Source organism: Microbacterium sp. 05N427, from assembly GCF_056397105.1.
The window spans coordinates 51,627-78,062 of sequence record NZ_JBFTMT010000020.1 but is presented as its reverse complement, the minus strand read 5'-3'; the positions used below and the strand labels follow the sequence as shown (position 1 = coordinate 78,062).

General features: G+C 70.7%; 25 protein-coding genes. 9 read left to right on the top strand and 16 right to left on the bottom strand.

The window, feature by feature from the left end; genetic code table 11:
* Positions 1-126: 126 nt before the first annotated feature.
* Entirely contained in the window at positions 127-1,578 is a 1,452-nt protein-coding gene (locus tag AC1DG4_RS17035; protein WP_477380144.1) for a helix-turn-helix domain-containing protein, read from the bottom strand.
* A gap of 144 nt (positions 1,579-1,722) precedes the next feature.
* On the opposite strand from AC1DG4_RS17035, the gene aceB reads away from it, so the two are divergent.
* The 5 genes from aceB to AC1DG4_RS17010 all read left to right on the top strand — a co-directional run bounded on the left by aceB (position 1,723) and on the right by AC1DG4_RS17010 (position 8,084).
* A complete protein-coding gene (gene aceB / locus AC1DG4_RS17030) occupies positions 1,723-3,408 on the top strand; it encodes a malate synthase A (protein WP_477380146.1) in 1,686 nt (561 codons plus the stop codon).
* Between the two features lie 46 nt (positions 3,409-3,454).
* Entirely contained in the window at positions 3,455-5,050 is a 1,596-nt protein-coding gene (locus tag AC1DG4_RS17025; protein WP_477380148.1) for an isocitrate lyase, read from the top strand.
* Positions 5,051-5,169: 119 nt separating this feature from the next.
* On the top strand, positions 5,170-5,634 hold the full coding sequence (gene rraA / locus AC1DG4_RS17020; protein ID WP_477380150.1) for a ribonuclease E activity regulator RraA: 465 nt from the start codon (positions 5,170-5,172) through the stop codon (positions 5,632-5,634).
* Between the two features lie 78 nt (positions 5,635-5,712).
* On the top strand, positions 5,713-6,477 hold the full coding sequence (locus AC1DG4_RS17015; RefSeq protein WP_477380152.1) for a hypothetical protein: 765 nt from the start codon (positions 5,713-5,715) through the stop codon (positions 6,475-6,477).
* A gap of 41 nt (positions 6,478-6,518) precedes the next feature.
* Positions 6,519-8,084 carry an HD domain-containing phosphohydrolase gene (locus tag AC1DG4_RS17010; RefSeq protein WP_477380154.1) on the top strand — a complete coding sequence of 522 codons (1,566 nt, stop codon included), beginning with the start codon at positions 6,519-6,521 and terminating at the stop codon, positions 8,082-8,084.
* A gap of 4 nt (positions 8,085-8,088) precedes the next feature.
* On the opposite strand, the gene AC1DG4_RS17005 is transcribed toward AC1DG4_RS17010, so the two are convergent.
* From AC1DG4_RS17005 to AC1DG4_RS16970, 8 genes are all read right to left on the bottom strand, one after another.
* Complete coding sequence (locus AC1DG4_RS17005; RefSeq protein WP_477380156.1) at positions 8,089-8,916, bottom strand: fumarylacetoacetate hydrolase family protein; 828 nt, start codon at positions 8,914-8,916, stop codon at positions 8,089-8,091.
* On the bottom strand, positions 8,916-9,326 hold the full coding sequence (locus tag AC1DG4_RS17000; RefSeq protein WP_477380158.1) for a RidA family protein: 411 nt from the start codon (positions 9,324-9,326) through the stop codon (positions 8,916-8,918). Before AC1DG4_RS17000 ends, AC1DG4_RS17005 begins: the two co-directional genes overlap by 1 nt.
* Positions 9,327-9,414: 88 nt before the next feature.
* Positions 9,415-11,814 (bottom strand): bifunctional salicylyl-CoA 5-hydroxylase/oxidoreductase, encoded by a 2,400-nt coding sequence (locus AC1DG4_RS16995; RefSeq protein WP_477421366.1) that lies wholly within the window; start codon positions 11,812-11,814, stop codon positions 9,415-9,417.
* A gap of 1 nt (position 11,815) precedes the next feature.
* Entirely contained in the window at positions 11,816-13,477 is a 1,662-nt protein-coding gene (locus AC1DG4_RS16990) for an AMP-binding protein (protein ID WP_477380161.1), read from the bottom strand.
* 50 nt (positions 13,478-13,527) lie between these two features.
* On the bottom strand, positions 13,528-14,394 hold the full coding sequence (locus AC1DG4_RS16985; RefSeq protein ID WP_477380163.1) for an acyl-CoA thioesterase: 867 nt from the start codon (positions 14,392-14,394) through the stop codon (positions 13,528-13,530).
* Positions 14,391-14,831 (bottom strand): cupin domain-containing protein, encoded by a 441-nt coding sequence (locus AC1DG4_RS16980; RefSeq protein WP_477380165.1) that lies wholly within the window; start codon positions 14,829-14,831, stop codon positions 14,391-14,393. Before AC1DG4_RS16980 ends, AC1DG4_RS16985 begins: the two co-directional genes overlap by 4 nt.
* Positions 14,832-15,009: 178 nt before the next feature.
* Positions 15,010-15,828 carry a PaaX family transcriptional regulator gene (locus AC1DG4_RS16975; RefSeq protein ID WP_477380167.1) on the bottom strand — a complete coding sequence of 273 codons (819 nt, stop codon included), beginning with the start codon at positions 15,826-15,828 and terminating at the stop codon, positions 15,010-15,012.
* 17 nt (positions 15,829-15,845) lie between these two features.
* On the bottom strand, positions 15,846-16,316 hold the full coding sequence (locus tag AC1DG4_RS16970) for an Lrp/AsnC family transcriptional regulator (RefSeq protein ID WP_477380169.1): 471 nt from the start codon (positions 16,314-16,316) through the stop codon (positions 15,846-15,848).
* Positions 16,317-16,481: 165 nt separating this feature from the next.
* On the opposite strand from AC1DG4_RS16970, the gene kynU reads away from it, so the two are divergent.
* From kynU to AC1DG4_RS16955, 3 genes are all read left to right on the top strand, one after another.
* Positions 16,482-17,750, top strand: coding sequence for a kynureninase (kynU, locus tag AC1DG4_RS16965; protein ID WP_477421365.1), 1,269 nt, complete (start codon positions 16,482-16,484; stop codon positions 17,748-17,750).
* Between the two features lie 70 nt (positions 17,751-17,820).
* Positions 17,821-18,270 (top strand): hypothetical protein, encoded by a 450-nt coding sequence (locus tag AC1DG4_RS16960; protein ID WP_477380173.1) that lies wholly within the window; start codon positions 17,821-17,823, stop codon positions 18,268-18,270.
* Between the two features lie 142 nt (positions 18,271-18,412).
* Positions 18,413-19,615: a pyridoxal phosphate-dependent aminotransferase gene (locus AC1DG4_RS16955; RefSeq protein WP_477380175.1), complete on the top strand. Its 1,203-nt coding sequence runs from the start codon at positions 18,413-18,415 to the stop codon at positions 19,613-19,615.
* Positions 19,616-19,765: 150 nt separating this feature from the next.
* Here the strand turns inward: AC1DG4_RS16955 and AC1DG4_RS16950 are convergent, their stop codons facing one another.
* From AC1DG4_RS16950 to AC1DG4_RS16930, 5 genes are read right to left on the bottom strand one after another with little or no spacing between them, the layout of a single operon-like run.
* A complete protein-coding gene (locus tag AC1DG4_RS16950; protein ID WP_477420449.1) occupies positions 19,766-20,164 on the bottom strand; it encodes a VOC family protein in 399 nt (132 codons plus the stop codon).
* Positions 20,165-20,223: 59 nt separating this feature from the next.
* Positions 20,224-21,360: a UDP-N-acetylmuramate dehydrogenase gene (locus tag AC1DG4_RS16945; protein WP_477380176.1), complete on the bottom strand. Its 1,137-nt coding sequence runs from the start codon at positions 21,358-21,360 to the stop codon at positions 20,224-20,226.
* Position 21,361: 1 nt separating this feature from the next.
* Complete coding sequence (locus tag AC1DG4_RS16940; protein ID WP_477380178.1) at positions 21,362-21,763, bottom strand: MaoC/PaaZ C-terminal domain-containing protein; 402 nt, start codon at positions 21,761-21,763, stop codon at positions 21,362-21,364.
* Positions 21,760-22,230 carry an FAS1-like dehydratase domain-containing protein gene (locus AC1DG4_RS16935; RefSeq protein ID WP_477380180.1) on the bottom strand — a complete coding sequence of 157 codons (471 nt, stop codon included), beginning with the start codon at positions 22,228-22,230 and terminating at the stop codon, positions 21,760-21,762. The genes AC1DG4_RS16940 and AC1DG4_RS16935 overlap by 4 nt, the downstream gene beginning before the upstream one ends.
* 45 nt (positions 22,231-22,275) lie before the next feature.
* A complete protein-coding gene (locus AC1DG4_RS16930) occupies positions 22,276-23,058 on the bottom strand; it encodes a sulfite exporter TauE/SafE family protein (RefSeq protein ID WP_477380413.1) in 783 nt (260 codons plus the stop codon).
* Between the two features lie 189 nt (positions 23,059-23,247).
* Here AC1DG4_RS16930 and AC1DG4_RS16925 point away from each other — a divergent pair, with 189 nt between their 5' ends.
* The gene (locus AC1DG4_RS16925; RefSeq protein WP_477380182.1) at positions 23,248-24,069 is read left to right on the top strand and encodes a lysostaphin resistance A-like protein; all 822 of its coding nucleotides are present in this window, start codon (positions 23,248-23,250) and stop codon (positions 24,067-24,069) included.
* Positions 24,070-24,130: 61 nt separating this feature from the next.
* On the opposite strand, the gene AC1DG4_RS16920 is transcribed toward AC1DG4_RS16925, so the two are convergent.
* Together AC1DG4_RS16920 and AC1DG4_RS16915 are read right to left on the bottom strand one after the other, a co-directional pair.
* On the bottom strand, positions 24,131-25,453 hold the full coding sequence (locus tag AC1DG4_RS16920) for an HNH endonuclease signature motif containing protein (RefSeq protein ID WP_477421364.1): 1,323 nt from the start codon (positions 25,451-25,453) through the stop codon (positions 24,131-24,133).
* 199 nt (positions 25,454-25,652) lie between these two features.
* Positions 25,653-26,423 carry an enoyl-CoA hydratase/isomerase family protein gene (locus AC1DG4_RS16915; protein WP_477380186.1) on the bottom strand — a complete coding sequence of 257 codons (771 nt, stop codon included), beginning with the start codon at positions 26,421-26,423 and terminating at the stop codon, positions 25,653-25,655.
* Between the last annotated feature and the right edge of the window lie 13 nt (positions 26,424-26,436).

Here is a 26,436-nt window from a genome sequence, read left to right as displayed (position 1 = left end):
CCATAGGCGCCGCTGGCGGGGACGACTCAGAGGTGGCGAGCGCCCGCCGCACCCACATTTCGAGTCGTCCCCGTCAGCGCACCCCATGGGCTCCGCTGGCGGGGACGACTCGCAAGTAGGGCGGGCTCAGGCGGGGGCGTGGGCCTCGAGGAACTCGTACACGTCGGTCGTGTCGACGCCGGGGAACGCGCCGGTCGGCAGCGTCGCCAGCAGGGTGCGCGGGGTGCGCACGTTCGGCCAGGACTGCTCGCGCCAGCGCTTCTCGAGATCGGCTGGAGCGCGCCGGCAGCACACCTCGACCGAGTGCTTCGAGACGCCGCGGTTGGGGGTGTCGCGCCCGATGAACCACTTCGTGTCGTCGAAGCGGACGCCCACGCTCACCGAGTGCAGACCCTCGCTCGACGGCTCGACGCGGGCAGTGCACCAGTAGGTGCCGTTGCCCGTGTCGGTGTACTGGTAGTACGGATTGAACCGGTCCTCCTCCTCGAACACGACCCGGCTGGTCCACTTGCGGCAGCACATCTGCCCCTCGATGGATCCGAGCCGGTCGGTCGGGAAGTTCACATCGTCGTTCTCGTACGCCTTCGTGATCGTGCCCGACTCGTGCACCTTGAGGAAGTGCACCGGGATGTCCAGATGTCGGGTTGCGAGGTTCGTGAACCGATGCGCGGCGGTCTCGTAGGACACGGAATACGCGTCGCGGAGGTCCTCGATCGAGATCGCGCGACGCTCCTTCGCATCCTTCAGCACGGGCACGAGGTGCTCCTCCGGCATGAGCAGCGCACCCGTGAGGTAGTTCGTCTCGACGCGCTGGCGCAGGAACTCGGCGTAGCTGCGCGGCTCGGAGTGCCCGAGGATGCGGCTGGAGAGCGCCTGCAGCACAGCCGTCCTGGCATCGCCCTTCCCCGGCACGCGGCTGGAGAGGTACAGCCGCCCGTGCGCGAGGTCGGCGACGCTGCGCGTGGACTGCGGCAGATCGGGCGCGTAGTGCAGCGTGAACCCGAGGTGCGCGGCGATGTCGCTGGCGCTGCGCTGCGTGAGCGGCCCGCCGGGGTGGTGCACGGCGGCGAGGATCTCCGCCGCCTTCTGCTCCAGGTCGGCGAAGTGGTTGTCCTGACGGCGCATGAGGTGGCGCAGCTCGACGTTCGCGCGACGGGCCTCCTCGGGAGTCGCCGCGCGCTCGTCGCGGAGCTTGTCGATCTCGCCGTGCAGGGCGAGCAGTGCCCGCAGCGCTTCGTCCGGCACGGTCTTCGAGATCCGGAACGGGGCGATGCCGAGGGCCTGGAACGTCTGCCCCTTCATCGCGCGCTCGACCGCGATCTCCATCGCGGCGCGCTCGTCGAGGGGCTGCTCGGCGAGGATCTGGTCGATCGTCGTGTCCAGCACGCGGGCGATCAGCTGCAGCTGGGTGAGCTTCGGCTCACGCTTGCCGGTCTCGATCATCGACACCTGGCTCGGCGCTCGGTCGATCGCCGTCGCGAGCTGCTCGAGCGTCAGCCCCGCCGCCGTGCGGAGCTGACGGATGCGGCGTCCGATCGTGAGAGCGTCGACCTCTTCTGCGGTGTCTGCGGTGACCATGGCGCCGATTCTGTCACGAAAACAGAAATCTGAGCAAACTTCTCCCCGAGTTTGGCCCAGCTGACTCCAGATCTTCACTCAGAGTGGTCACAAGCCACCCCGGCGCAGAAGCCGGACCGGATCCACTCACGGAGGAGACAGATCATGACCATTCCCACCGCGTCGCCCACCGCCCCGATCCGGACCGTCGGCACCGCCGTCTCCGGCACCGAGGGCCCCGCGATCCGCATCACCGGACCGATGCACGACCGCTACGGCGAGATCCTCACCCCCGCCGCCGTGGCCTTCCTGACCGAGCTGCACCACCGCTTCGGCGGACGCCGGCACGACCGCCTCGCCGACCGGATGCGCCGCCGCTTCGAGATCGGCAACGGGCACGACCCGCGCTTCCGCGACGACACCCGGCACATCCGCGAGGACGCCGATTGGCGCGTGGCCGGTGCGGGCCCCGGCCTCGAGGACCGCCGCGTGGAGATCACCGGCCCGACGGATCCGAAGATGACCATCAACGCGCTGAACTCCGGCGCCAAGGTGTGGCTGGCCGACCAGGAGGACGCCACGAGCCCCACCTGGCGCAACGTGATCGGCGGGCAGCTGTCGCTGCGCGACGCGATCCGCGGACGCCTGACCCACACGAGCGAGGACGGCAAGGAGTACCGCGTCACCGCCGCGCAGACCCCGACGATCGTGATGCGCCCCCGCGGTTGGCACCTCGTGGAGAAGCACCTGGAGTTCACCGACCGCACCGGTCGCCGTATGGACGCCTCCGGTTCGCTGGTCGACTTCGGGCTCTACTTCTTCCACAACGCGCAGGCCCTCATCGAGGCCGGCCGCGGACCGTACTTCTACATCGCCAAGCTCGAGTCGAGCGAGGAGGCGAAGCTCTGGAACGACGTGTTCACGTTCAGCGAGGAGTACTTCGGGATCCCCCGCGGCACGATCCGCGCGACCGTGCTGATCGAGACGCTGCCCGCCGCGTTCGAGATGGAGGAGATCCTGTTCGAGCTGCGCGAGCACTGCGCGGGTCTGAACGCGGGACGCTGGGACTACATCTTCTCGATCATCAAGAACTACCGTGGCCGCGGCGCGCGCTTCGTATTGCCCGACCGCAGCGAGGTCACGATGACGGTGCCCTTCATGCGGGCCTACACCGAGCTGCTCGTGAAGACCTGCCACCAGCGCGGCGCCTACGCGATCGGCGGCATGAGCGCCTTCATCCCCAATCGGCGCGACCCCGAGGTGACCGCTCGGGCCATCGAGAAGGTCGCCGCGGACAAGAAGCGCGAGGCCGGCGACGGGTTCGACGGCACCTGGGTGGCGCACCCCGACCTGATCCCGACCGCGCAGGCCGAGTTCGACGCCGTGCTCGGTGAGCGTCCCCACCAGCTCGACCGGCTGCGGGAGGACGTGCGGGTGCGCGCGGAGGATCTGCTGGATGTGCACATCGGCCGTCCGATCACGGCCGAGGGCGTGCGCGACAACGTCTCCGTGGCGATCCGCTACATCGAGGCGTGGCTGCGAGGCCTGGGCGCCGTGGCGATCGACAACCTCATGGAGGACGCCGCGACCGCCGAGATCAGCCGCTCGCAGGTGTGGCAGTGGATCCATCAGGGCCAATCCACCCAGGACGGCACGCTCATCACGGCCGAGTACGTCGAAGGGCTGATCGCCGAGGTACTCGCCGAGACGACGCCCCCTTCGGCCGACGCACAGCCCGCCGACCGCTTCGAGGACGCCGCCGAGGTGTTCCGCGAGGTGGCGCTGCAGCCCGAGTTCCCGGCGTTCCTGACGCTGCCCGCCTACGCCCGCTTCCTCGTCGAGACCGCCTGATCCTCCTCGACTCACGACCATTCGCCCACGAACGAAGGACTTGACCATGACTCGCTACCAGGACGACATCGACGCCATCCAGGCGCTGAAGGCGGCGGCCGGATCCGGATGGAACGCCATCGACCCCGAGTCCGCCGCCCGCATGCGGGCGCAGAACCGCTTCCGCACCGGACTCGAGATCGCGCAGTACACGGCCGACATCATGCGCCGCGACATGGCGGAGTACGACGCCGACTCGTCGCTGTACACCCAGTCGCTCGGCGTCTGGCACGGCTTCATCGGGCAGCAGAAGCTGATCTCGATCAAGAAGCACCTGAAGACGACGAACAAGCGCTACCTCTACCTATCCGGCTGGATGGTCGCGGCGCTCCGCTCCGAGTTCGGGCCGCTGCCGGACCAGTCGATGCACGAGAAGACGGCGGTGCCCGCGCTGATCGAGGAGCTCTACACGTTCCTCCGCCAGGCCGACGCCCGCGAGCTCGACCTGCTCTTCACCCAGCTCGACGCGGCGCGCGCCGCCGGCGACGAGACCGCGGCCGAGTTCATCCAGTCCCAGATCGACGACTACGAGACCCACGTCGTCCCGATCATCGCCGACATCGACGCCGGCTTCGGCAACCCCGAGGCGACGTACCTGCTCGCCAAGAAGATGATCGAGGCGGGCGCCTGCGCGATCCAGATCGAGAACCAGGTCTCGGATGAGAAGCAGTGCGGCCACCAGGACGGCAAGGTCACCGTGCCGCACGAGGACTTCATCGCGAAGCTGAACGCGGTCCGCTACGCCTTCCTCGAGCTCGGGATCGACAACGGGATCATCGTCGCGCGCACCGACTCGCTGGGCGCGGGGCTCACGCAGAAGCTCGCCGTCACGCAGGAACCGGGCGACCTGGGCGACCAGTACAACGCGTTCCTGGACGTCGAGGAGATCTCCGAGGCCGAGCTCGGCAACGGCGACGTGGTCATCAAGCGCGATGGCCGGCTGCTGCGGCCCCGCCGTCTCGCGAGCAACCTCTACCAGTTCCGCGCCGGGACGGGCGAGGAGCGCGTCGTGCTGGACTGCATCACGTCGCTGCGCAATGGTGCCGACCTACTGTGGATCGAGACCGAGAAGCCGCACGTCGACCAGATCGCCGGCATGGTCGACGCCATCCGCGCGGAGATCCCGAACGCGAAGCTCGTCTACAACAACAGCCCGTCGTTCAACTGGACGCTGAACTTCCGCCAGCAGGTGTACGACCTCCTGGCCGAGCAGGGCGAGGACGTCTCCGGCTACGACCGCAGCGCGCTCATGAGCGTCGAGTACGACGACACGGAGCTGGCGCGTCTCGCGGACGAGAAGATCCGCACGTTCCAGCGCGACGGATCCGCGCGCGCCGGGATCTTCCACCACCTCATCACGCTCCCGACCTACCACACGGCCGCGCTGTCGACCGATGACCTCGCGAAGGGCTACTTCGGCGACGAGGGCATGCTCGCATACGTCAAGGGCGTGCAGCGCCGCGAGATCCGCGGCGGGATCGCCACGGTCAAGCACCAGAACATGGCCGGATCCGACCTCGGCGACAACCACAAGGAGTACTTCGCCGGCGACGCGGCCCTCAAGGCCGGCGGTCAGCACAACACGATGAACCAGTTCAGCTGACCTTCGCCTGCCATCCTGTGCCGAACTCAGTCATCACTCCCCGTTTTGGGCCCATCGCCCGACGGAACAGGCGTGATCGACTGAGTTCGGCACACTCGCGACCGGAAAGGACTCCCCCGATGACCTCCACCGCAGACCTCTACGACGAGCACGGCGACGCCCTGCAATCCCTCGCTCTGCAGCTGCGCGACTTCGGCGGGCACCTCGCCTTCGAGGGCCCGATCCGCACGGTGCGCTGCTTCCAGGACAACCAGCTCGTGAAGGACCTCCTCGCCACCCCGGGCGACGGGGCCGTGCTCGTGATCGACGGATCCGGATCCCTCGGCACCGCGCTCATGGGCGACGTGATCGCGGCGAGCGCGGTCGCGAACGGGTGGGCCGGCGTGGTCGTCCACGGCGCGATCCGCGACAGCGCGGCGATCGGGCGGCTGCCCCTGGGCGTCAAGGCCCTCGGCACCAATCCGCGCAAGAGCGCCAAGACCGGAGCAGGGCAGGTCGACGTGATGCTCCGCTTCGGCGATGTGGAGTTCTGCCCCGGCGCCGTGCTCTACGCCGACGAGGACGGCGTGCTCGTCGAGCGCTGACAGACGCCGCCGGCGGGGCGCGGAAAGTCGGGGCCGATGCCCCATGCGCCCGTGGGGTGGCCGCACGAGGCTGGGTCCATGACCACGACATGGACTCCCGCAGCGGCCGCCGCCGACGTGACAGACCGGCCTCGTCTGCCGGAGGGCGACGACGAGCGCTTCACCGGTTTCGGCGTGCTCGGCCTGACGTACCGCGGCGGCGACTGCCTCGCGCTGCGCGTGATGACCCGGACCAGCATCGGCCCCGGCTACCGCGCCGTCTGGCACCGTGCGCCGCACGGCGCCTGGCACATGTACGTCACCACGGATCCGGGGCACAGCTGCCCTCGCTACTTCAGCGCGGCGGCGACGTACGAACGCGTGCCGGAGATCGACCTGAGCTGGACGGAGCCCTCGCGACTGCACGTGCGGATCGCCGGCGTGCTGGACTGGGATCTGCGGCTGCGGGCCACACCGGCGACGCGGGCGATGTCCGCGCTGGGCGGCGCTCTGCCGGCCGCCGCCCGACGGAGCGACCCCCTCCTCGGCGCGATGGGGCCGATGGCGCGGCCGATGCTGCGCACGGGGCGGATGCGGATGATCGGCTCAGCGCCCAACCGGCAGCGCTTCCAGGTCGTCCCCACGCGGCTCTGGCGGGTCTCGGCCGGCGCCGCGAGCGTGGGCGGCCGCGACCTCGGCCCGCTCGGGGCGCTGGATCGGCAGACCAGGCTCGGCGATTTCTGGATGCCGCAGCACGGGCTGTTCTACATCGGGGACGCACGCTTCAGCGCGTTCGATCCCGCCGTGCACACGGCCGTCGCGGCGAGTGCGAACGGGCTCGCAGAGGACGCGCAGCCACGCTGATGCCTCTGGCCCTGCGGGAGCGCATCGCCGACAATGGACACGTGGGCGCGAACACCGGTGCTCCGACTCGGGGCGAGATCCTCGCGGCGGTCTCCGTCGCGATCGATCTGGGTCTCGGCCAGCCCGCGGAGCACATGATGCGCGCCGCGATCCTCGCCGACCGTCTCGCGGCACGCCTGGGCCTGGACGACGCAGAGCGCGGAGCGGCGTATCAGGCGACGCTGCTCATGTGGATCGGCTGCACGGCCGACTCGCAGGAGTACGCGCGCTGGTTCGGGGATGACATCGCCGTGCGCAGCGCCTCGTACCTCGTGGACTGGTCAGGGCTGCCGTTCCTGCGCTTCCTGGTCGAGCACGTCGCGCAGGGCCGTCCCCTCGTGCAGCGCGCGACGACGCTCGCCGCGCTCATGATCGACTCGCGCGGCAGCCTCGGCGCGCTGCTGCACTCGCACTGCCTGTCCGCCGCACTGCTGGCCGAGCGGCTGGGACTCCCGCCGGCGGTGCAGGAGGCCGTGTCCGCGGCCTTCGAGCGCTACGACGGTCACGGACTCCCCCGGGGGCTCTCCGGCGACACGATCCCGCTCGCGATGCGGATCGCGCAGCTCGCCGACACCGCCGAGGTGCACGACCGCCTCGGCGGAGCGGAGGCGGTCGTCCGCATGGCCGGCGCGCGCCGCGGCGGTCAGTTCGACCCCGCGATCGTCGACGCGTTCACCGCCGACGCGGCCGCGCTCCTCGACCTCCCGCACGGATCCGCCGCGTGGACCGCCGCCCTGGACTGCGCCCCTGACCGGGACGAGGTGCTGCACGGCGACGCCCTCGACGCGGCCGTCGCGGCGATCGGCGACTTCGCCGATCTGAAGTGTCCGTTCCTGCTGGGCCACTCGCGCGGCGTGGCAGGGATCGCGGCGACGGCGGCCATGGCGGTGGGCGTGCCCGCCCAGGAGGTGATCGCGCTGCGCCGCGCGGCGCACCTGCACGACGTGGGCCGGCTGGGCGTGTCGAACCTGATCTGGTCGAAGCCGGGCGCGCTCGACGACGGCGATTGGGAGCGCGTGCGGATGCATCCGTACCTCGGCGGCCGCGTGCTCGCGCGGATCCCCGGGCTCGCGGCCGAGGCGGCTCTGGTGCGCGCGCATCACGAGCATCTGGAYGGCAGCGGCTATCCGGCAGGATCTCCCGGCACCAGCCTCACGCGGTCCGACCGCCTGCTCGCGGCCGCCGTCGCCTACCGCGCGGCGACAGAGCCGCGCCCGTACCGCGCAGCCCTCGAGCCGGACGAGGCGATCGCCCGCCTGCGCCGGCGGGTGGCCGCAGGGCATCTGGACGGGGAGGCGGTCGCCGCGGTCGAGTCCGCGGCGACCGGGCCCTTCGGAGCGCGGGCGCCGCGCAGCGCCCTCCCCGCCGGCCTCACCCCGCGCGAGGCCGAGATCCTGACGCTCGTCGCGCAGGGCCGCAGCAACCGCGAGATCGCGACGGCCCTCACCCTCAGCGAGAAGACCGTGCGCAACCACGTCGAGCACACCTATGCCAAGATCGGCGTCGCAAATCGGGTCGGGGCGAGCCTGTTCGCGATCGATCACGGTTTCGTCGGCCGTTCGGCGTGAAGGACTACGTGAGCCGGATCCGATTGCGCAGCTCGCCGAGTCCGACAATGGCGGTCGTGACGAGGTCCTCGTCCTGCAGCCAGCGCGGATCCGCCATCCCCAGCGCGACCCCGCCCGGCGTGCCGGTGAGGATGAGGTCGCCGGGGCGGAGCCGGGTGATCTGCGACACGTACGAGACGAGATCGGCGGCGTCGAAGACGAGCTCCCGGGTGTTCGCGTCCTGCACCGGCTCGCCGTTCACCGCGCAGGTGATGCGGAGTCCGGCCTTGGGATCGACCTCGTCCGCGGTCACGACGAACGGACCGATCGGCGTGGTGGCGTCGAACGCCTTGCCCTGTAGCCACTGCAGGGTGCGCTGCTGCCAGTCCCGCATCGAGATGTCGTTCGCGACCGCATAGCCGAGGATCGCGGCCGCCGCCGCGTCCTTGTCGGCGCGGTGCACCTCGGATCCGACGACGACGGCCAGCTCCGCCTCCCAGTCGAGCTTCGCGGTGTCCCGCACCCGGATCTCGTCCGCCGGTCCCGTGAGCGTGTCGGCGAACTTGGCGAAGAGGGTCGGGAACTCGGGCACGGCACGGCCCGTCTCGACGATGTGATCGCGATAGTTCAGTCCGCAGCAGAACACCTTCGCCGGGCGGGGCAGGGGAACGCCGAAGGCCTCGGGATCGAGGTCCTGCCTGGCCGACTGCCGCAGGACGGTCTCGGCCCGCTCGCGCCACCCGTCGCCGGCGATCAGCTCCTGCGCGTCGACCTCGTCGAGGAGCACCCAGCCTTCGGCGTCGCCGACGGCGGCGCGGGTGCCGCCGTCCACACGCACGGTCGCGAGGCGCATCAGGCCCGATCCGCCGTGGCGGCGAGGTGCGCGACCCCCTGGATCTCGATCATGGCCTCCTTCTGCCACAGCCGCGTCACGCCGATCCCCGCCATCGCCGGGTACTCCGTGCCGGCCATTTCGCGCCAGCGACGGCCGATCTCGCGGCCGTTGGCCTGGTAGTCGTCGACGTCGGTGAGGTAGATCGTGACGTCCACGAGGTCCGTGGGACGACCCCCCGCGGCCTCGAGCGTGGCGAGCACGTTCGAGAACGCCTGCACGAACTGCTCGACGATCCCGCCGGGCACGATCGCGCCGGTGCGGTCCATCGCCGTCTGCCCGCCGAGGTAGACGAATTCGCCGGCGCGCACCCCGTGCGCGAATCCGCGCGGCGCGATGAGGGTGTCTGGGTTGATGATCTGGCGGGTCATGGTTCTTGTCCTCCTGTGCGGATACGTATGGGGATCGGGCCCTTCGACAGGCTCAGGGCCCGGGCGGGCTCAGGGCCCGGGCTCTGGCTCAGGGACCGACCGGCGCGAGGGCCTCGACGGCCTCGCGCTGCGGGATCCACCGGCGATGCTCCGGCGCGATCTCGCCCTCTCGCTCGTCACGGATGAGCGAGAGCCGCGGCCGCACGGCGTCGGTGCGGGCGGTCGGCGGCTTGCGCGACCCGGCGCGGAACGGCGCAACCCAGTCCGCGCCCTCCCCGCGGTAGCCCTGGTCGGCGGCCGCGTGCAGCGTCCATTGCGGATCCCACAGGTGCGTGCGGCCGAGCGCGACGAGGTCGGCGCGGCCGGCGAGCAGGATCGAGTTCACGTCGTCGTGGCTGGACACGGCGCCCACGGCGATCACGCTGACCCCGGCCTCGGCCGCGACCCTGTTGCGGATCGCATCGGCGAACGGCGTCTGGTAGCTGCGGCCGAACTGAGGATTCTCGTCCTTGGCGATCTGGCCGGAGGACACGTCGATCGCATCCGCGCCGTGCGCGATGAAGGCGCGCGCGATCTCGATCGCGTCGTCGAGCTCGTTGCCGCCCTCGCACCAATCCACGGCCGACAGGCGCACGGTGAGCGGGCGCTCGGCCGGCCAGGCGGCGCGCATCGCGTCGAACACCTCGAGCGGGTAGCGGAGGCGGTTCTCCAGGCCGCCGCCGTACTCGTCGGTGCGCCGGTTGGACACGGGCGACAGGAACGAGGAGATGAGATAGYCGTGCGCGGCGTGCAGCTCGGCGAGATCGAAGCCGGCCTCGGCCGCGCGCCGGGTCGCGGCGACGAACTCGTCGCGCACCCGGTCCATGTCGGCGCGGTCGATCTCCTGCGGCGCCGCGTTGGCCGGCCCGTAGGGCAGCGCGGACGGCGCGAGGGTCTGCCAGTTGCCCTCGGGGAGCGGATCGTCGATCCCCTCCCACATGCGCTTCGTGGATCCCTTGCGGCCGGAGTGGCCCAGCTGCACGCCGATCTTCGCGGTCGACTGCCCGTGCACGTAGTCCACGATCCGCCGCCACGCGTCGCGCTGCTCATCGGTGTAGAGCCCGCCGCAGCCCGGTGTGATCCGCCCCTCGGCCGAGACGCAGACCATCTCCGTCATGACGAGGCCCGCGCCGCCCGTGGCCTTCGATCCGAGGTGCACGAGGTGGAAGTCGCCGGGCACGCCCTCGACCGAGGAGTACATGTCCATGGGCGATACGACGACACGGTTCTTCAGCGCGAGCGCGCCGATCCGGTGCGGGCGGAACATCGCCGGCTCGTCCTCGGTGCGGCCCGTGAAGCCCGCTCCGCGCACGACCTCGGCGGCGAAGACCGGATCCCGCAGGGCGAGGTTGTCCAGGGTGATGCGCCGGCTGCGGGTGAGCAGGTTGAACGCGAACTGCAGCGGGTCCTGGCCGGCGTACTGCCCGATCCGCTCGAACCACTCGAGCGAGGCCTGCGCGGCACGCTGGGTGGAGGCGACGACGGGGCGACGCTCGAGCTCGTAGGCGTCCAGCGCGTCGCCCAGCCGACCGTGCTCGTGCAGGCACGCCGCGAGCGCGAGCGCATCCTCCATGGCGAGCTTCGTGCCCGATCCGATCGAGAAGTGCGCGGTGTGCGCCGCGTCACCCAGGATCACGAGGTTCTCGTGGTGCCAGTGCTCATTGCGCACGGTGGTGAAGTTCAGCCACTTGGAGTTGTTCGTGAGCACCTCGTGGCCGTCGAGCACATCGGCGAAGAATCCGCGGATCCGCTCGACCGCGTACTCGTCGCTCACGCCGGGAGGGAAGACCTCGTGCTCCGTCGCGTCGAAACCCGCGGCGCGCCACACGTCCTCGTGCATCTCGATGAGGAACGTCGAGCCCTGATCGGAGTACGGATAGCCGTGCAGCTGCATGATCCCGTGCGGGGTGTGCAGCACCGCGAACGTGAACGCCTCGAACACGCGATCGGTTCCCAGCCACATGTACTTCGACACGCGGCGATCCAGGTCGGGTCCGAAGGACTCGGCGAACTGCCCGCGCACGCGGGAGTTCACGCCGTCCGCCGCGAGGACGAGGTCATACTCCGCCATGAGCGCGCCGGCGTCCGGCGCCTCGGTGCGGAATCGGATCTCGGCGCCGAGCTCGAGGCAGCGCTGCTGCAGCAGCTGCAGCAGCTCCTTGCGCCCCATGGCGGCGAACCCCTGCCCGCCGACCGTGTGTGTGGTCCCCCCGAAGAGCACGTCGATATCGGTCCAGCGGGCGAACCGCTCGCTCATCCGGGCGGCGATCGCGGGATCCGCGTTCTCGATCCCGCCGAGCGTCTCGTCGCTGAACACGACACCGAACCCGAAGGTGTCATCCGGCGCGTTGCGCTCCCAGACGGTCACTTCGTGCGCGGGATCGAGCTGCTTCATGAGGGCGGAGAAGTAGAGGCCTCCCGGCCCCCCTCCGATCACGGCGATACGCATGTCAGACCCCCTGGGAGACGGGCGCGACGAGGGCGGCCTCCGCGGCGGCCCGGTCGCGCAGGACGAAGTGCTGCACCTTGCCGCTGGGATTGCGGGGCAGCTCGGCGAGGTAGTCGATACGGCGCGGGCACTTGTAGAGCGCCAATCGCGACCTGACCACGGCGAGGATCGAAGCGGTGAGCTCGTCCGAGACCTCGACGTCCGTGCGGGGAACGACGTACGCATTGACGATCGTGCCGCGATCGGCGTCCGGGCGGCCGACGACCGCGACCTCGAGCACATCCGGGTGCGCGGCGATGGCCTCCTCGACCTCGGGCGCCCCGACGTTGTATCCGGCCGTGACGATCATCGAGTCGTTGCGCGCGTGGAACGTGAAGTAGCCGTCCTCGTCCTGCACGAAGGTGTCGCCGGTGAGATTCCAGCCGTCGTGCACATACGCGGTCTGCCGCGGGTCGTTCAGGTAGCGGCAGCCGGTGGGGCCTATCACGCCGAGCCGGCCCGGCTCGCCGGGGCCGAGCATGCGCCCGTCGTCTCCGAAGATCGCCGCACGATAGCCGGGGACCGCGCGGCCGGTGGATCCGGGGCGGATGTCCTCTCCGGACGCGGAGATGAAGACGTGCAGCATCTCGGTGGATCCGATGCCGTTCACCAGCCGCAGCCCGCTCGCCTCAGCGACCGCCTCGAACGTCTCGCGGGACAGGTGCTCGCCGGCCGAGACGCCGAGCCGGAGCCGCCGCAACGCGTCCGCGAGGCCCTCCTTGAGGATGGCGCGGTAGCCGGTCGGGGCCGTGTACAGCACGGTGATCCCGAGCGGTTCGATGAGCCGCGCGAGCTCGATCGGGGTGGCCCGCTCCAGGATCACCGCGGCCCCTCCGGTGCGGAGCGGGAACACCACGGCGCCGCCGAGGCCGAAGGTGAACGCGAGCGGTGCGGTCGTCGCGCTGACATCGTCGGGCGCCAGGTGCAGCACGTGCTTCGCGAACGTATCGGCGTTGGCGAGGACGTCACGATGGAAGTGCATCGTGATCTTCGGCGCCCCCGTCGTGCCGCTGGTCGCGCCGAGCAGCGCCACGTCATCGGCGGCCGTGTCGACCGCCCTGAACGCGCCGTCCTTGTCATCGCAGGCGCGCATCAGGCGGTCCTCCTCGCCGCCGAACACCAGAAGGCCGTCCTCCGGCAGCAGCTCGCGGAGGACGCTCTCGACGCCGTCGAGGTCGCGGTGGTCGACGATCGCGACCGACGGCCGCACCCGCTCGAACACGTTGCGGACCTCGCTCTCCCTCCAGGCGACCATCGTCGTGACGACGACCGCGCCGGCCTTGAGGGCGCCGAGCCAGCAGGCCACCGCCCATGGCCCGTTGAGCATCCGCAGGGCGACGCGGTTGCCGGGGACGATGCCCAGATCCTCCGTGAGCACCTGGGCGACCTGGTTCGCGCGGCGCTGCAGCTCCCCGTAGCTCCACCGCGTGCCGTCGCCGAGGATCACGGCGTCGCGGTCGGGGCCGAACGTCTCGACCGCGCGGTCGATGAGCGCACCGGCCGCGTTCAGCCGCTCGGGATACTGCACGTCGGGGATGGTGAACTCCAGCGTCGGCCAGAGCTCGACCGGCGGCAGAGCGTCGCGCGCGAAGGTGTCGACGTGGGCTGAGCGGGAAAGCTCCATTGCTGCTCCCTTCCTGGGGTGGATCAGACGGATCGTGCGATCGGGGCTCGTCAGAGCGTGCGGCCGGGGCGGATCATGCCCTCTTGGGCGACGGTCGCGATGAGCCGACCTGTGCGGTCGAAGAAGCGACCGAGGCCCAGGCCGCGACCGTCGGAGATGCCTGCGCTCTCCTGCGCGTACAGCAGCCACTCATCGGCGCGGGCGGGGGCGTGGAACCACATGGCGTGGTCGAGGCTCGCGGTCACGAGGCCCTCGTCCCGCCAAGGCAGGCCGAGCACCCGCAGCACGGGCTCCAGGATCGTGTAATCGCAGACGTACGCGATCGCGAGCTGATGTGTGACGGGATCGTCGTCGAGGGCGTCGAACGCGCGCACCCAGACCGCCTGGTGCGGCACCCGCTCGCCCTCGATCCGCACGTAGACGGGTCCGGGGACGTGCCGCATGTCGAAGCTGCGATCGTGCGACCAGTAGTCGACGTCGGCGCCCTCGTGCCCGGTGAGCGCCTCAGCACTGGACGCCAAGGTCTCCGGATCCGGCACCGCGGGCATCTCCGGCCCGTGCTCGGGGAACTGCTCCGGAACATGGAAGGAGGCGGTCGCGAGGAAGGCAAGCCTGCCGTGCTGGTGCCCGCGGACGTGCCGGGTGGAGAAGCCGCGACCGTCGCGGAGGAGCTCGACCTCATAGCGCACCGGTTCTGCGACGTCGACGCCCCGCAGGAACGACGAGTGCACCGAGTGCAGCACGCGGTCGTCGTCGACCGTGCGGATCGCCGCCGCGACGCTCTGCGCGACGGTGTCGCCGCCGTAGGCCTTCGGCCACGGGACCGGCTGCGGCTGCGCCGTGAACGCGCGATCGGCGTGCTCGGGCTCGCACTCGGTCAGGGCGATCGCGCGGAGGAACGCGGCGGAGGTGCTCATGCGCGGCGGAAACCCTCCAGGATCGCGTCGTCGACCTCGTCGAGGTTGATCACGATGTTGTCCGGAGTCCGCGTGGTCAGCCACACGAGCTCCTCGGTGGTGGACATGTTCGCCTCGACATGCGGCATGAACGGCGGCACGAACACCCAGTCCCCCTCGGACATGTCGAGGAACTCCCGGTAGCCCTCGCCGAAGTAGATGCGGGCGGTGCCGCGCAGCACGTAGCCGCCGGTCTCCGCCTCGCCGTGGTGATGCGGCAGTGAGCGGTAGCCCGGCTCGTTCGACACCTTGCCGAACCAGATCCTCGTCGCCTCGGTGTGCTGGGGACCGACGCCGGAGATGCGGATGCAGCCCCCGGACGACATCGTCTGGGTGTCCTCCTCGCCGCTGCGGGTGACCTGCGGGACGCGGTCCCTGCGCAGTTCGTTCTCGGTCATGGGAGCTCCTCTGCTCATGTCCGGTGCGCGGCCGTCCGCGGCGCTGCGAGGTCGGCCACCTCCTCCCTGGAAGTGTCACATGCGTGATCATCGTCACACAAGTGCAACATCGAAAATCGTCGAAGACGACGAAGTTCCCCGGCCGACCACGCGGCAGCCGGGGATCTCGGCAGGGGGATCAGCCCAGGACGGTCGACACGAACCGCTCTGCCGCAGGCTCGAGCCGACGGTGCAGCTCGGAGAACAGCCGTTCCGCCTCGACCCCGACCCACCCGTCCGGCAGATACGGCAGCGGGATCCCGGGGTCGAGATAGGTCAGGCGCCGCCACTGCGTGATCGCGCCGACATGCGCGGCGAAGGCCTCGCCATCGCTCAGCTCCCGGCTCACCATCGGACCGAACCCGTCGACGAACCCGCGATACAGCGGTTCGAGGGCCGGCAGGTCCCACCAGCGCCGGACCGCCTCCGCGAGGTCGTCTCGCGACACGCGCTCGCCGAGGAAGAGCTCCACGTAGCGGTCCAGATCCGCGCGACGCAGGGCGGTGCGCGTCTCGTCCGCGATCAGCCCGGGGGCGATCCACAGGCCGCCGCTGATCTGACCGAACCCGAGCCGCTGCAGGAGCTTGCGCAGCTGGTGACGCAGAGGACGATCCCGTTCGGGAACGCTGAAGGATGCGAGCAGCCAGGGATCCGAGGGCTCGGCGCGCCGCACCTCGAAGATGCGGCGGTCGCCGGCCGAGAACACGCCCTCGAGGGAATCCGCGAGCCGGTACGCCGCGGCCCCGCCGGAGCGGACGCTGACCAGCACGCCCCGGCGCTTGAGCCGGGAGACGGCCGAGCGCACGCCCGGCGCATCGGCCCCGAGCGCGGCGAGCATCCGGATCAGGTCGGAGATCTGGATCACTCCCCCGTGCGCGCGCACGTACCGGCCGAAGACGGTGATGATCAGATGCTGCAGCCGGGCAGCGGAATCGGCCGGCGCAGCGCTCTCACTCATGCCAGGAGCCTACTGACTCACGACGGGATCACGGCGGTCCCCGAGTGCTGCTCGAAGATGATCTGAGTCTGGGTCTGGCCGAGCGCGGGGACGGATCCGAGGTGCGTGCGCAGGAAATCCCGCAGCCCTGGAACGCTCTCGCAGGCGACGTGGATGACGAGGTCGTGCACGCCGCCGATCAGGTAGACGCGCTGCACCCCGGGGACCGTGCGCAGGCGAGCCGTGATCGCGGGCACCTGGTCACGGGCGTCCTCCTTGACGGCGACCATGATGAGCGCCTCGACCCCGGCGCCCACGGCGACCGGGTCGAGCTCGGCGTGATAGCCCCGGATCACGCCGGCATCCTCGAGCGCGCGCACCCGCCCATGGCAGGTCGACCGGGGCAGGCCGACCCGCGCGGCTAGCTCCTTGTTCGACAGGCGCCCGTCCCTGGTCAGCTCGTCCAGGATGTGCCGATCCGTCGTCGTAAGTCGGATTCCGTCCGCCATCGTGCCCCCTCCAGCATCATCGATCCGGTGATCCAACGATGGATCCCGCGATTGTCGGATATCTGTCGAAATTCTAGGTGTTGCTCCGACGATTCGTCATCATGGATCCAGATCTCCCTATCCCCGGCCGACCGAGCCGGTTCCCCGACCGAGGAGGACTCCACGATGACGGACACCGCCGCGCCGATCACCCGCGCACAGTGCGAAGAGGCGGATCGGAACGATCCGCTCGCCGGGCTCCGCGAGCGCTTCGCCCTTCCCGAGGGCATCGTCTATCTCGACGGCAACTCGCTCGGCGCACTCCCCCGCGACGCCGTCGCCCGCGCGGCCGATGTGGTGAGCCGGGAGTGGGGCGCGGACCTCATCGGCAGCTGGAACAAGAACCACTGGTTCGCCCTGCCGCTCCGGATCGGCGAGAAGATCGGCCRGCTCATCGGCGGCGGCGCGGGCGAGTGCGTCGCGACCGACACCACCTCGGTGAACGTCTTCAAGGCGGTCTCGGCCGCGATCCGGCTCCAGCAGCAGGACGCCCCCGCGCGCCGGGTCATCGTGTCGGAGCGGGAGAACTTCCCCACCGACCTCTACATCGTCGAGGGCCTGATGGCTCTGCTCGACCGCGGCTATTCGCTGCGGCTGATCGACGCGCCGGAAGACCTCGACGCCGCTCTGGGCGAGGACGTCGCCGTCGTGCTGCTCACGCAGGTCAACTACCGCACCGGGCATCTCTGGGACATGAGGGAGGCGACAGGGCGAATCCACGCCGCGGGTGCCGTGGCCGTCTGGGACCTCTGCCACTCGGTGGGTGCGGTGCCCGTGGCCGTCGCCGACGCGGGCGCCGACTTCGCGGTCGGCTGCACCTACAAGTACCTCAACGGCGGCCCGGGCTCGCCGGCCTTCTTCTGGGTCTCCGAGCGCCATCTCGACCGGGTCGAGACGCCGCTGACCGGGTGGTGGGGGCACGACCGCCCGTTCGCGATGACCGACTCCTATGCCCCCGCGCCCGGCGGCAGGCGCTTCCTCGTGGGCACCCAGCCGATCCTGTCGATGGCGACCATGGAAGTCGGCATCGACATGCACCTCGAGGTCGACCAGGAGGCGCTGCGCCGCAAGTCGCTCGCGCTCACGACGCTGTTCATCCGGCTCGTCGAGTCGCGGCTCGCGCACCACCCGCTCACCCTGATCACGCCGCGCGAGGAGGCGCGGCGTGGCAGCCACGTGTCGTTCCGGCACCCCGAGGGCTACGCGGTGATGAAGGCGCTGATCGCGAACGGCGTGATCGGCGATTACCGCGAGCCCGAGGTGCTGCGATTCGGCGTCACCCCGATGTACCTCGGCCACGCCGATGTCTGGGACGCCGTGGAGACCCTGCGCCGCGTGCTCGACGAGGAGCTGTGGCGCGCGCCCGAGTTCCAGGAGCGCGACGCGGTCACCTGATCGTCGAGCCTCTCCGTTCGCGGCAGGATCCGCGCGCCACCCGGCCGGCACGGCCGCCTACGCTGGGGACATGACCGCCCCGACCGCCGCGCACGCTCTCCTCGAGGCTCTCGCCGACGAGTTCCTCCGCGACTATCCGCGCGGAGCCCGGCTGCTGGCCGTCGCCAGCCCGTCGGCCGCGCGATCGGCGGGCTTCGCGGGAGACCTCGCCGACGCCCTGCGCGCCCGGGGCGTCGCGGTATCCGTCGCGGCGCAGGACGACCGGGACGAGGCGGGCCTGCGCGCGGATATCGTGGCGCCGTTCCGCGCCGCGGGCGAGGACGCCGTGCAGATCGTCTCGGGCACGACCACCCTGCTCGCCGAGCGCGCCCGCGGACTGTGGCACTTCTCCGTGTGGCTCATCGACGGCGACGAGGTTCCGCACACCGCGGCGACCGCGCTGGTCGACGTCACGGATCCGGAAGCGCCGACGCGGCGCCTCGCCGACTACTGCGCCGTTCCGCCCTCGTTCCTGACCTGAGCGGGCACCGCACCCCGCCGTTCCCCCGCACGATCGGTGCCGGATCCCCGGGCCCGCGCCTGTTCGCCACGACGGAGAACAGCGCCTGCGCTTTGTACGTCATGGCCATGTCGCACGAGAGGCGCGCGAGTACGCTGGTGGCGTGACCGAACGCGCGCCTCTCTCCCGCAAACTCTCCGCCATCGCCGAGTCCGCCACGTTGAAGGTGGACGCCAAGGCCAAAGCCCTCAAGGCCGAGGGGAAGCCCGTCGTCTCGTACGCCGCGGGCGAGCCCGACTTCGCCACGCCGCAGTTCATCGTGGATGCGGCCGCCGAGGCGCTCGCGAACCCGGCGAACTACCGCTACACCCCCGCGGCGGGCCTTCCCGAGCTGCGCGAGGCGATCGCCGCGAAGACGCTGCGCGACTCCGGCCTCGAGGTCTCGCCGAGTCAGGTCATCGTCACCAACGGCGGCAAGCAGTCCGTCTACCAGGCGTTCCAGGCGGTCGTGAACCCCGGCGACGAGGTGCTCCTGCCGGCGCCGTACTGGACCACGTACCCCGAGGCGATCCGCCTCGCCGACGGCGTGCCGGTCGAGGTCTTCGCGGGCGCCGACCAGGAGTACAAGGTCACCGTCGACCAGCTCGAGGCCGCGCGCACCGAGCGCACCACGGTGCTCGTGTTCGTYTCCCCGTCCAACCCGACCGGATCCGTCTACTCCCCCGAGGAGACCGCCGCGATCGCCGCGTGGGCGCTCGAGCACGGGATCTGGATCATCTCCGACGAGATCTACCAGAACCTCACCTACGAGGGCGTGAAGGCGACCTCCGTCGTCGAGGCGCTCCCCGAGGTCGCCGGTCAGACCATCCTCGTCAACGGTGTCGCGAAGACCTATGCCATGACCGGCTGGCGCGTGGGCTGGATGGTCGGCCCCGCCGACGCGATCAAGATCGCCGGCAACCTCCAGTCGCACCTCACGAGCAACGTGAACAACGTCGCCCAGCGCGCCGCGATCGCCGCCCTCAACGGACCGCAGACCGAGGCCGAGCAGTTCCGCGAGGCGTTCGACCGCCGCCGCACGCTGATCGTCTCCGAATTGTCGAAGATCGACGGCCTCGTGGTGCCGAACCCGACCGGCGCGTTCTACGTCTACCCCGACGTGCACGGGCTGCTCGGCCGCACCTGGGGCGGCGTGACCCCGACCACCTCGCTCGAGCTCGCCGACCTCATCCTCGACCAGGCCGAAGTGGCCGTGGTCCCCGGCGAGGCGTTCGGCCCGTCCGGATACATCCGGATGTCCTACGCGCTCGGCGACGACCAGCTGCTCGAGGGTGTGCAGCGCCTGCAGCGCCTGTTCGCCTCCTGAGCCCGTCCGCTTCTGAGGCTCGCCCTCTTTACGTCGACGCCCCCTCGGGTTGTCCGCGCCCCTCCTGAATTCCGCAATTCAGAGGGGGCCTCGGTCGCCAGAGGGGGCGTCGACGTATCCGGCCGGTGAACGCGGGCGGGCGCCGACGCGTCAGTCCTCGTAGCCGATGAGCCAGTGCACGCCGAACCGGTCCACGAGCGTGCCGTCGTGCGCGCCCCACGGCCGCTCCTGCAGCGGGTCGATCACGCGTCCGCCGTCGCCGAGCTGCGCGAACCAGCGCGTGAGCGTCTCCGGATCCGCCGTGCCGAGGAGCGAGAAGAACATGCCGTTCATGTGCACGGCGTCCGCATCGGGCGCGGCATCGGCGGCGGCGAGCTCGACCGGGCCGCGGATGAGCATGCCGTGGGCGATCGCGTCGCCCGGGCCGTCCGCGCGCCCGAACTCGGCGTAGGTGTGCATCACCGCCTCACCGCCGAAGATCGCCTGGTAGAACGGGAGCGCGTCGACGGCGGTGCCGGGGAACAGGATGTAGGGCACGAGTCCGGTCATGGTGCGAGCGTACGCCCCGGCTCCGGCGAGGCACGGTCGGGACGCGGCATCCTCGGCGCCTAGAGCTCGACGTCGACGAGCACGGGCTCGGGCTGCAGCAGCAGGCCGAACTCGGAATGCACCCGGCTCTGGATGAACCGGGCGAGCTCGGCGATCTCCCCCGCCGTCGCGCCCCCGCGATTCGTGAGGGCGAGAGCGTGCTTCGTGGAGACGCCGGCGCGCGAACGCGGAAGCGTGAACCCCTTGCCGATGCCGGCGTGCTCGATGAGCCAGGCGGCGCTCACCTTCACATCGCTCGGGGGCGTCTCGGGCTTCGGCGCCAGGCCGTAGTACGAGTCGAGCGGGATCACCGTGACCGTGTCGAGGTCGGGTGTCACGGGCCAGCGCGGGCACTCGGACGGCAGCGTGCGCGCCACGGCCTCGGAGACGATCGCGTTCTGGAAGAAGGATCCGGCGCCGTGCGTGTCCGGATCGGCCGGATCGAAGAGCATGCCCTTCGCGGCGCGGGTGGCCAGGATCCGCTCGCGCACCCAGGTCAGCGGCACAGGGTCGTGGTCCGTGAGCTGCAGCGCGCGGCGCAGCTGCTCGCCGCGCACGACCCGCCCCGCATCGCCGGTGACGGCCAGGTCGAGCGTGACGGACAGGATCACGGCGCGGCGCTCGGCGACCGAGCCGTAGTGGTGCTTGAGCACCGATGTGCGGAAGCCGAGGCCGAGTTCGGATGCGGGCGCGACGACGACGTCGCCGGAGTGCTCGTCGAGCAGCTCCACTTCGACGAGGGTCTCCTGGATCTCCTGCCCGTAGGCGCCGATGTTCTGCACGGGGGCGGCGCCGACCGTGCCGGGGATCCCCGACATCGCCTCGATGCCCGCATAGCCGTGCTCGACCGCGTAGGCGACGAGCGCGTCCCAGTCGTGCCCGGCCTGCGCGCGCAGCCGGATCCGGCCGGAGTGCGGCGACGGGAGCTCCTCGATGCCGTTCGTGCGGATGCGGATCACCGTGCCGTCGAAGGGCACGTCTCCCGCGAAGAGGTTCGATCCTCCGCCCAGCACGAACCACTCGTCGCGGGTCGCCCACACCGCCCGGAGGACGGCGACGAGCTCGTCCTCCGTCTCGGCATCGATCATGCGCGCGGGCGCGGCGCCGGTCTGCAGGGTGGTCAGCGCGGCGAGGCGGATCGGATCGATCTCCGCCATGTCAGAGCGAGTCCGCCGCGACGCGCAGCTGAGCCTTGACGAGCACCGTGGTGTCGGCGAACCGCACGGTCAGGTCGATCCGCACCGCCGTCTCGTCCATCGCTCCGACCTTGGCCGTGATCGCGACGTCGGCGCCGGTCTGCGGGTCGACCACGATCGGGCGGGCGAAGCGCACTCCGTAATCGAGGATCCGCGCGGTGCCGGGGAGGGCTGCGACCGCGACGGACGAGGCGACACCCATCGTGAGCATGCCGTGCGCGAGCACGCCGGGCAGGCCCACCTCGGCGGCGATGTCGTCGCGGTAGTGGATCGGGTTGAAGTCTCCGGATGCTCCGGCATAGCGCACGAGCGACTCGCGCGTGAGGTGCACGGTGCGCTCGGCGATGATGTCTCCGACGTTCACGCGGCGGCCTCCTCGTTCTCGGCCGGGGCATCGCTCACGAGCAGCACCGACGTGGCGGTGACGAAGTGCGCGCCGGCGGCGTCGCGGATCTCTGCGTCGCTCGTGATCATGGCGGCCGGGCCCATCGCGCGGATCCCGGTGACGGTCAGCTGCGCTGTGAGCGCGTCGCCGGCCACGATGGGGCGCGTGTAGGCGAAGCGCTGCTCGGCGTGGATCGTGCGGGACAGCACGATCCCGGAGTCCTCCAGCCCCAGCAGCTGCTGCAGCGTGAGGTCCTGGATGACCATCGCGAACGTGGGCGGGGCGACGACGTCGGCGAAGCCGAGCGCCTGGGCCGCCGCGACATCGGTGTGCTGCGGGGCGTCGGCGAACACGGCGCGCGCGAACTCGCGCACCTTCTCGCGGCCGACGAGGTACGGGGCCGTCGGCGGGAACTCCCGGCCGACCAGTTCAGGATTCACGGGCACCCCTCGATCCTATCGAGCGGCGCCGGTCCCTCGCCGAGGGGGCTTTCAGACGGCGCGGGGCGCGCGGCTGCGGAGCGCCTTGAGCGCCATCTGCACCGCGATGAAGGCCAGATACACCGCGAACAGGACGTTGCCCACGAACGGATCGATGAGGGTCGCGAGCCAGGCCCCGAGCGCCGTGGTCGTGCACGCGGAGAGGCCGACGAGGCCCGCGGCGACCAGGTCCACGTTGTGATTGCGCAGGTTGCCGATCGTGCCGGAGATCGCGGTCGGGATCATCATGAGCAGCGACGTGCCCTTCGCGATGAGGTCGCTCGTGCCGAACGCCAGCATGAGCGCCGGGACGACCACGATGCCGCCGCCGACCCCGATGAGGCCCGCGAGCACTCCCGTGAAGAGGCCCAGCACGAGCAGCAGCGGGCCGGTCACCCAGCTCAGTTCGAGCACGGCGCCCCGCGACGGGATGACCAGGAACAGGCTCACGATCACGATCACGAGGAAGCCCACGAAGCACCAGCGCAGCGCGGTCTGGGAGATCCGCGGCAGCAGCCGGGTGCCGATCTGCGCGCCGACGACGGATCCGACCGCGAGGATCAGCGCCGGGATCCACGCCACCGAGTCGTGGACGGCGTACGAGATGACACCGACGAGCGCGGTCGGCACGATCGCGGCGAGCGACGTGCCCGCGCTCAGCCGCTGGTCGAAGGCGAGCAGCAGCACGAGCAGCGGAACGATGACCGTGCCGCCCCCGACGCCGAAGAGACCGGAGAGGAGCCCCGCGGCGAGCCCGATCCCGATGAAGGACGCGTAGGCGCGCGGCCCTCGCATCCGCTCGACGGCACCCTCGACCACGCTCGCTCCTGTCCGCCGTTCCTGGCGGAGCAGCACCGTCCAGCGTAGTCGCGCCTCGCCACCGCCCCACCGAGCCAGGGGCGCGGCGATGGTTGCCGCGTGTGGCCAAACGATAGATTCGTCCCGGCAGACCGTGACGGCCTCGGTCGCCGGAAAGGACCGGCGATGACAGGTCAGCAAAGCGCATCGGGCTGGAAGCGATTCTGGGAGAAGGGCGGCTGGTGGCGCGCACTGCTGCTCGTGGTCGTGTACCTGGTGCTGTACCAGGGCGGATCGTTCCTGTTCGGCCCGCTGATCGCCGGAGTCCCGAAGTCGAACGCAGCGCTCTCCGTCATCGTGAGCTACGCCGTGCCGATCGCGTTCGCCAGTGTGCTCATCGTCGTGTTCGCCCTCTCGGTGGGCTGGCTTCGCGAGCTGTTCGGCCCGCAGCCGATCCGCGGGAAGGGGTGGATGTGGATCGCGGTCGCCGTGGTGCTGCTGTTCAACGTGCTCCACTTCGCCTCCATCGACTACGGCAAGGCAGGGTCGGCCGTCGTGATCGCGTGGCTCGTGGCGGGGCTGTTCATCGGCTTCGCGGAAGAGACCGTCACCCGGGGACTCGTCGTGAACCTCATGCGCAAGGGCGGCCACCGCGAGATCACGGTCGCCCTGGTCTCCGCCGCACTCTTCGCGCTGCTCCACGCGAGCAACTTGCTGGGCGGCCAGTCGCTGTTCGCGACGCTGATCCAGCTCGTGTACACCTTCGCGTTCGGTCTCTGCATGTACCTCGCGCTGCGCGTCACTGGCAACCTCATCTGGCCGATCCTGCTGCATGCGTCGACCGATCCGTCGATCTTCATGCAGGGTCTGTACCCCGCGCACGGTGCGCTCGGTGGAATCGCCGGGATGGGCAATATCGCCGTCATCGTCACCGGTCTCGTGCTGCTGATCTTCATCCGGGGGCGCGTCTCGCCCGAGCCGGGGAGCACGGTGCCGACGAGCCGCTGAGCTCGGCGGAAGCGGTTCCCCGACCGCTGATGACATCCAGGGCTGCGGGAACAGCCGGTCGTCATCGGGGTGGGGCGAGCGCGTCGGCGAGGATGCGGCGGACGCGATGCGGATCGCCGCCGCGGCCGCGCGGGCGGTGCCAGGCGCCGAACGGATCCCACCAGTGCGGCCCACGGATCTCGGGCACGCCGCGACGCATGCGGATCCGCCATCCGGAGTTTTCCAGGGTGCGGTGATGGTGCCAGCACAGCGCGACGCCGTTGCTGGTGTGCGTCGGGCCTCCGTCGGCCCATTCCTGGACGTGGTGGAGTTCGCACCAGGTCGCGGGGACATGGCAGCCCGGGATCAGACATTCCCGGTCTCGGAGCACGATCGCCCGCCGCTGGTTCGCGGTGAAGATGCGGGCTGTGGTGCCGATCGACACGATCTTCCCGTGCTCGTCGAACAGGACCCGTTGGACCCCGCCTGCGCACGCGGTGTGCCGGGCGACGGAGACGGGCACGTCGTCGCCCGTACCTTCGATGAACGCCCGGCCCCGTCCGGAGGCGTAGTCCGCCGCAGTGACGGACACGACCAGAGTCGGGGCGGCGCCGCCGAGATCAGGCAATCCCCCGGACGCCGCGGCGGCTTGGAGGATCATCGCGAGGTCGTCGTGGTCGCGCTGCGCCCGGGTGCGGAGGTCTTCCGGGACGGGGAGAGAGTCGAGGAGTTCCGGATCCGGATCCGGGTCCGCGATCGAGAAGGCGACCGCGCCGGGTGCGGGTGAGCACCCCGCGGCGGGGTTGTTGACGGCGTCGAACAACCGCTGCAACTGACCGGCGACCTCGGGGAGCAGCTCGCCCCCGACTCGATGCGTGCCTCGCCGCAGCTTGCCGATCCAGAAGCCGCGGGAGCGCTCGGCGGCGGTATCGTCGGGTTCCGCGCCGTCCGGGTCGAGCGCGAGCATCAGCGCGCGGGCGTAATCGGCGAGTTCGGCGGTCGACGGGGCCGGGCCCGGACGTCCGTGCTCATCGGGCAGGTCGGCACCCCGGGCCGTGCATGCGAGCAGCCCGTCCACCGCCTCCCGTTCATCGACCGTGATCCGCGTGCCGCTCCGCTCCACCGGCCCTGTCGCGGCGAGCAGCCCCGGCACCGACACCACCCCGTCGCGCAGGGCTTCGGCCATCTCCGGGTATCGGGCCGGCGAGAGGTCGCCGCTGGAGAGCTGCACGTCTCGGTGGGTGGCCCGGGCGGCACGGACGAACTGAGCAGCCGTGCTCGCATCGGTGCGCAGCGCCCGCTGCAGCAGCTCGGTCGCATCGTGACAACCCACCGACGCGGATAGCCGCTCGGACGCCACCCGCGCGTCTCGGTCGATGACCTGCCCGCTCAGGCCCGTCAKCACGGCATCCAATCGAGTCCACCTGCTGCAGGATCTCGGTCGGCGTCGATGTCATACCCCCATTCAACAGGGGAGCACCGACATTCGAACCCCAGATCAGAGCAAAGAACGAAACCCATGCACAACTTTCCGGGAAGACCTCTTGTGGAGGACGATCCACGCCCGTCCACCAGGACGAGACCCCGCGCCGAAGGCGGCCGACTCAGTGCCCTTCGAACAGCGGCGGGCGCTTCTCCTGGAACGCCGCGAAGCCCTCACGGTAGTCGTCCGTGTCGCAGAGCGCCGCCTGGGCCGCGTTCTCCTGACGCATCGACTGCCACAGCCCCAGGCGCTCGTCGCGGAGGGCGGCGACGAGGCGCTTGCTCGCGACGAACGCGGCGGTCGCACCCTGCGCTGCACGCGCGGCCGCCGCAAGAGTCGCCTCGTGCACCATCTCGGGGAGCATCGCCTGAGAGAACAGCCCCGCCGAGACCGCCTCGGATCCGGTCATCAGACGGCCCGAATAGATGAGGTCGAGCGCGCGGTGCGCGCCCAGCCGCTCCACGAACAGCGCATGCCCGCCCGAGTCCAGCGTCGCGCCGAGAGCGGCGAACGGGGATCCGATCTTCGCGGTGTCGGCGACGTAGACGACATCGGTCGCGATGAGCAGCCCGAGGCCCACCCCGAGGCAGGCTCCCTGTGCAGCCGCGAAGGTCGGTGCGGGGAAGGACGACATGCGCTGCAGCACGGGCGTGACGATCGCATCGAGGTAGCCCATCACGTCGTCGTCGCGGGGGTCGACGCCGGAGATGTCACGCCCGGCGCAGAACGCCCTGCCCTCGCCGGTCAGCACGAGGGCGCGCACCCCGGCGCGCTCGGCCTCGGCGTAGGCCTCTCCGAGGTCGCGCACCGCCTGCTCGTCGAGGGCGTTGAGCTTGGCGGGGTTGTTCAGCGTGATGTGCGCGACGGCGCCGTCGATCGCGAGGTCGATCATGATTCCTCCTTGG

Excerpts from the sequence above, each read along its gene's own strand:
- AC1DG4_RS17035 (WP_477380144.1), bottom strand. The coding sequence starts at position 1,578 with ATGGTCACCGCAGACACCGCAGAAGAGGTCGACGCTCTCACGATCGGA.
- aceB (WP_477380146.1), top strand. The coding sequence starts at position 1,723 with ATGACCATTCCCACCGCGTCGCCCACCGCCCCGATCCGGACCGTCGGC.
- AC1DG4_RS17025 (WP_477380148.1), top strand. The coding sequence starts at position 3,455 with ATGACTCGCTACCAGGACGACATCGACGCCATCCAGGCGCTGAAGGCG.
- rraA (WP_477380150.1), top strand. The coding sequence starts at position 5,170 with ATGACCTCCACCGCAGACCTCTACGACGAGCACGGCGACGCCCTGCAA.
- AC1DG4_RS17015 (WP_477380152.1), top strand. The coding sequence starts at position 5,713 with ATGACCACGACATGGACTCCCGCAGCGGCCGCCGCCGACGTGACAGAC.
- AC1DG4_RS17005 (WP_477380156.1), bottom strand. The coding sequence starts at position 8,916 with ATGCGCCTCGCGACCGTGCGTGTGGACGGCGGCACCCGCGCCGCCGTC.
- AC1DG4_RS17000 (WP_477380158.1), bottom strand. The coding sequence starts at position 9,326 with ATGACCCGCCAGATCATCAACCCAGACACCCTCATCGCGCCGCGCGGA.
- AC1DG4_RS16990 (WP_477380161.1), bottom strand. The coding sequence starts at position 13,477 with ATGGAGCTTTCCCGCTCAGCCCACGTCGACACCTTCGCGCGCGACGCT.
- AC1DG4_RS16985 (WP_477380163.1), bottom strand. The coding sequence starts at position 14,394 with ATGAGCACCTCCGCCGCGTTCCTCCGCGCGATCGCCCTGACCGAGTGC.
- AC1DG4_RS16980 (WP_477380165.1), bottom strand. The coding sequence starts at position 14,831 with ATGACCGAGAACGAACTGCGCAGGGACCGCGTCCCGCAGGTCACCCGC.
- AC1DG4_RS16975 (WP_477380167.1), bottom strand. The coding sequence starts at position 15,828 with ATGAGTGAGAGCGCTGCGCCGGCCGATTCCGCTGCCCGGCTGCAGCAT.
- AC1DG4_RS16970 (WP_477380169.1), bottom strand. The coding sequence starts at position 16,316 with ATGGCGGACGGAATCCGACTTACGACGACGGATCGGCACATCCTGGAC.
- AC1DG4_RS16960 (WP_477380173.1), top strand. The coding sequence starts at position 17,821 with ATGACCGCCCCGACCGCCGCGCACGCTCTCCTCGAGGCTCTCGCCGAC.
- AC1DG4_RS16950 (WP_477420449.1), bottom strand. The coding sequence starts at position 20,164 with ATGACCGGACTCGTGCCCTACATCCTGTTCCCCGGCACCGCCGTCGAC.
- AC1DG4_RS16945 (WP_477380176.1), bottom strand. The coding sequence starts at position 21,360 with ATGGCGGAGATCGATCCGATCCGCCTCGCCGCGCTGACCACCCTGCAG.
- AC1DG4_RS16930 (WP_477380413.1), bottom strand. The coding sequence starts at position 23,058 with ATGCGAGGGCCGCGCGCCTACGCGTCCTTCATCGGGATCGGGCTCGCC.
- AC1DG4_RS16925 (WP_477380182.1), top strand. The coding sequence starts at position 23,248 with ATGACAGGTCAGCAAAGCGCATCGGGCTGGAAGCGATTCTGGGAGAAG.
- AC1DG4_RS16915 (WP_477380186.1), bottom strand. The coding sequence starts at position 26,423 with ATGATCGACCTCGCGATCGACGGCGCCGTCGCGCACATCACGCTGAAC.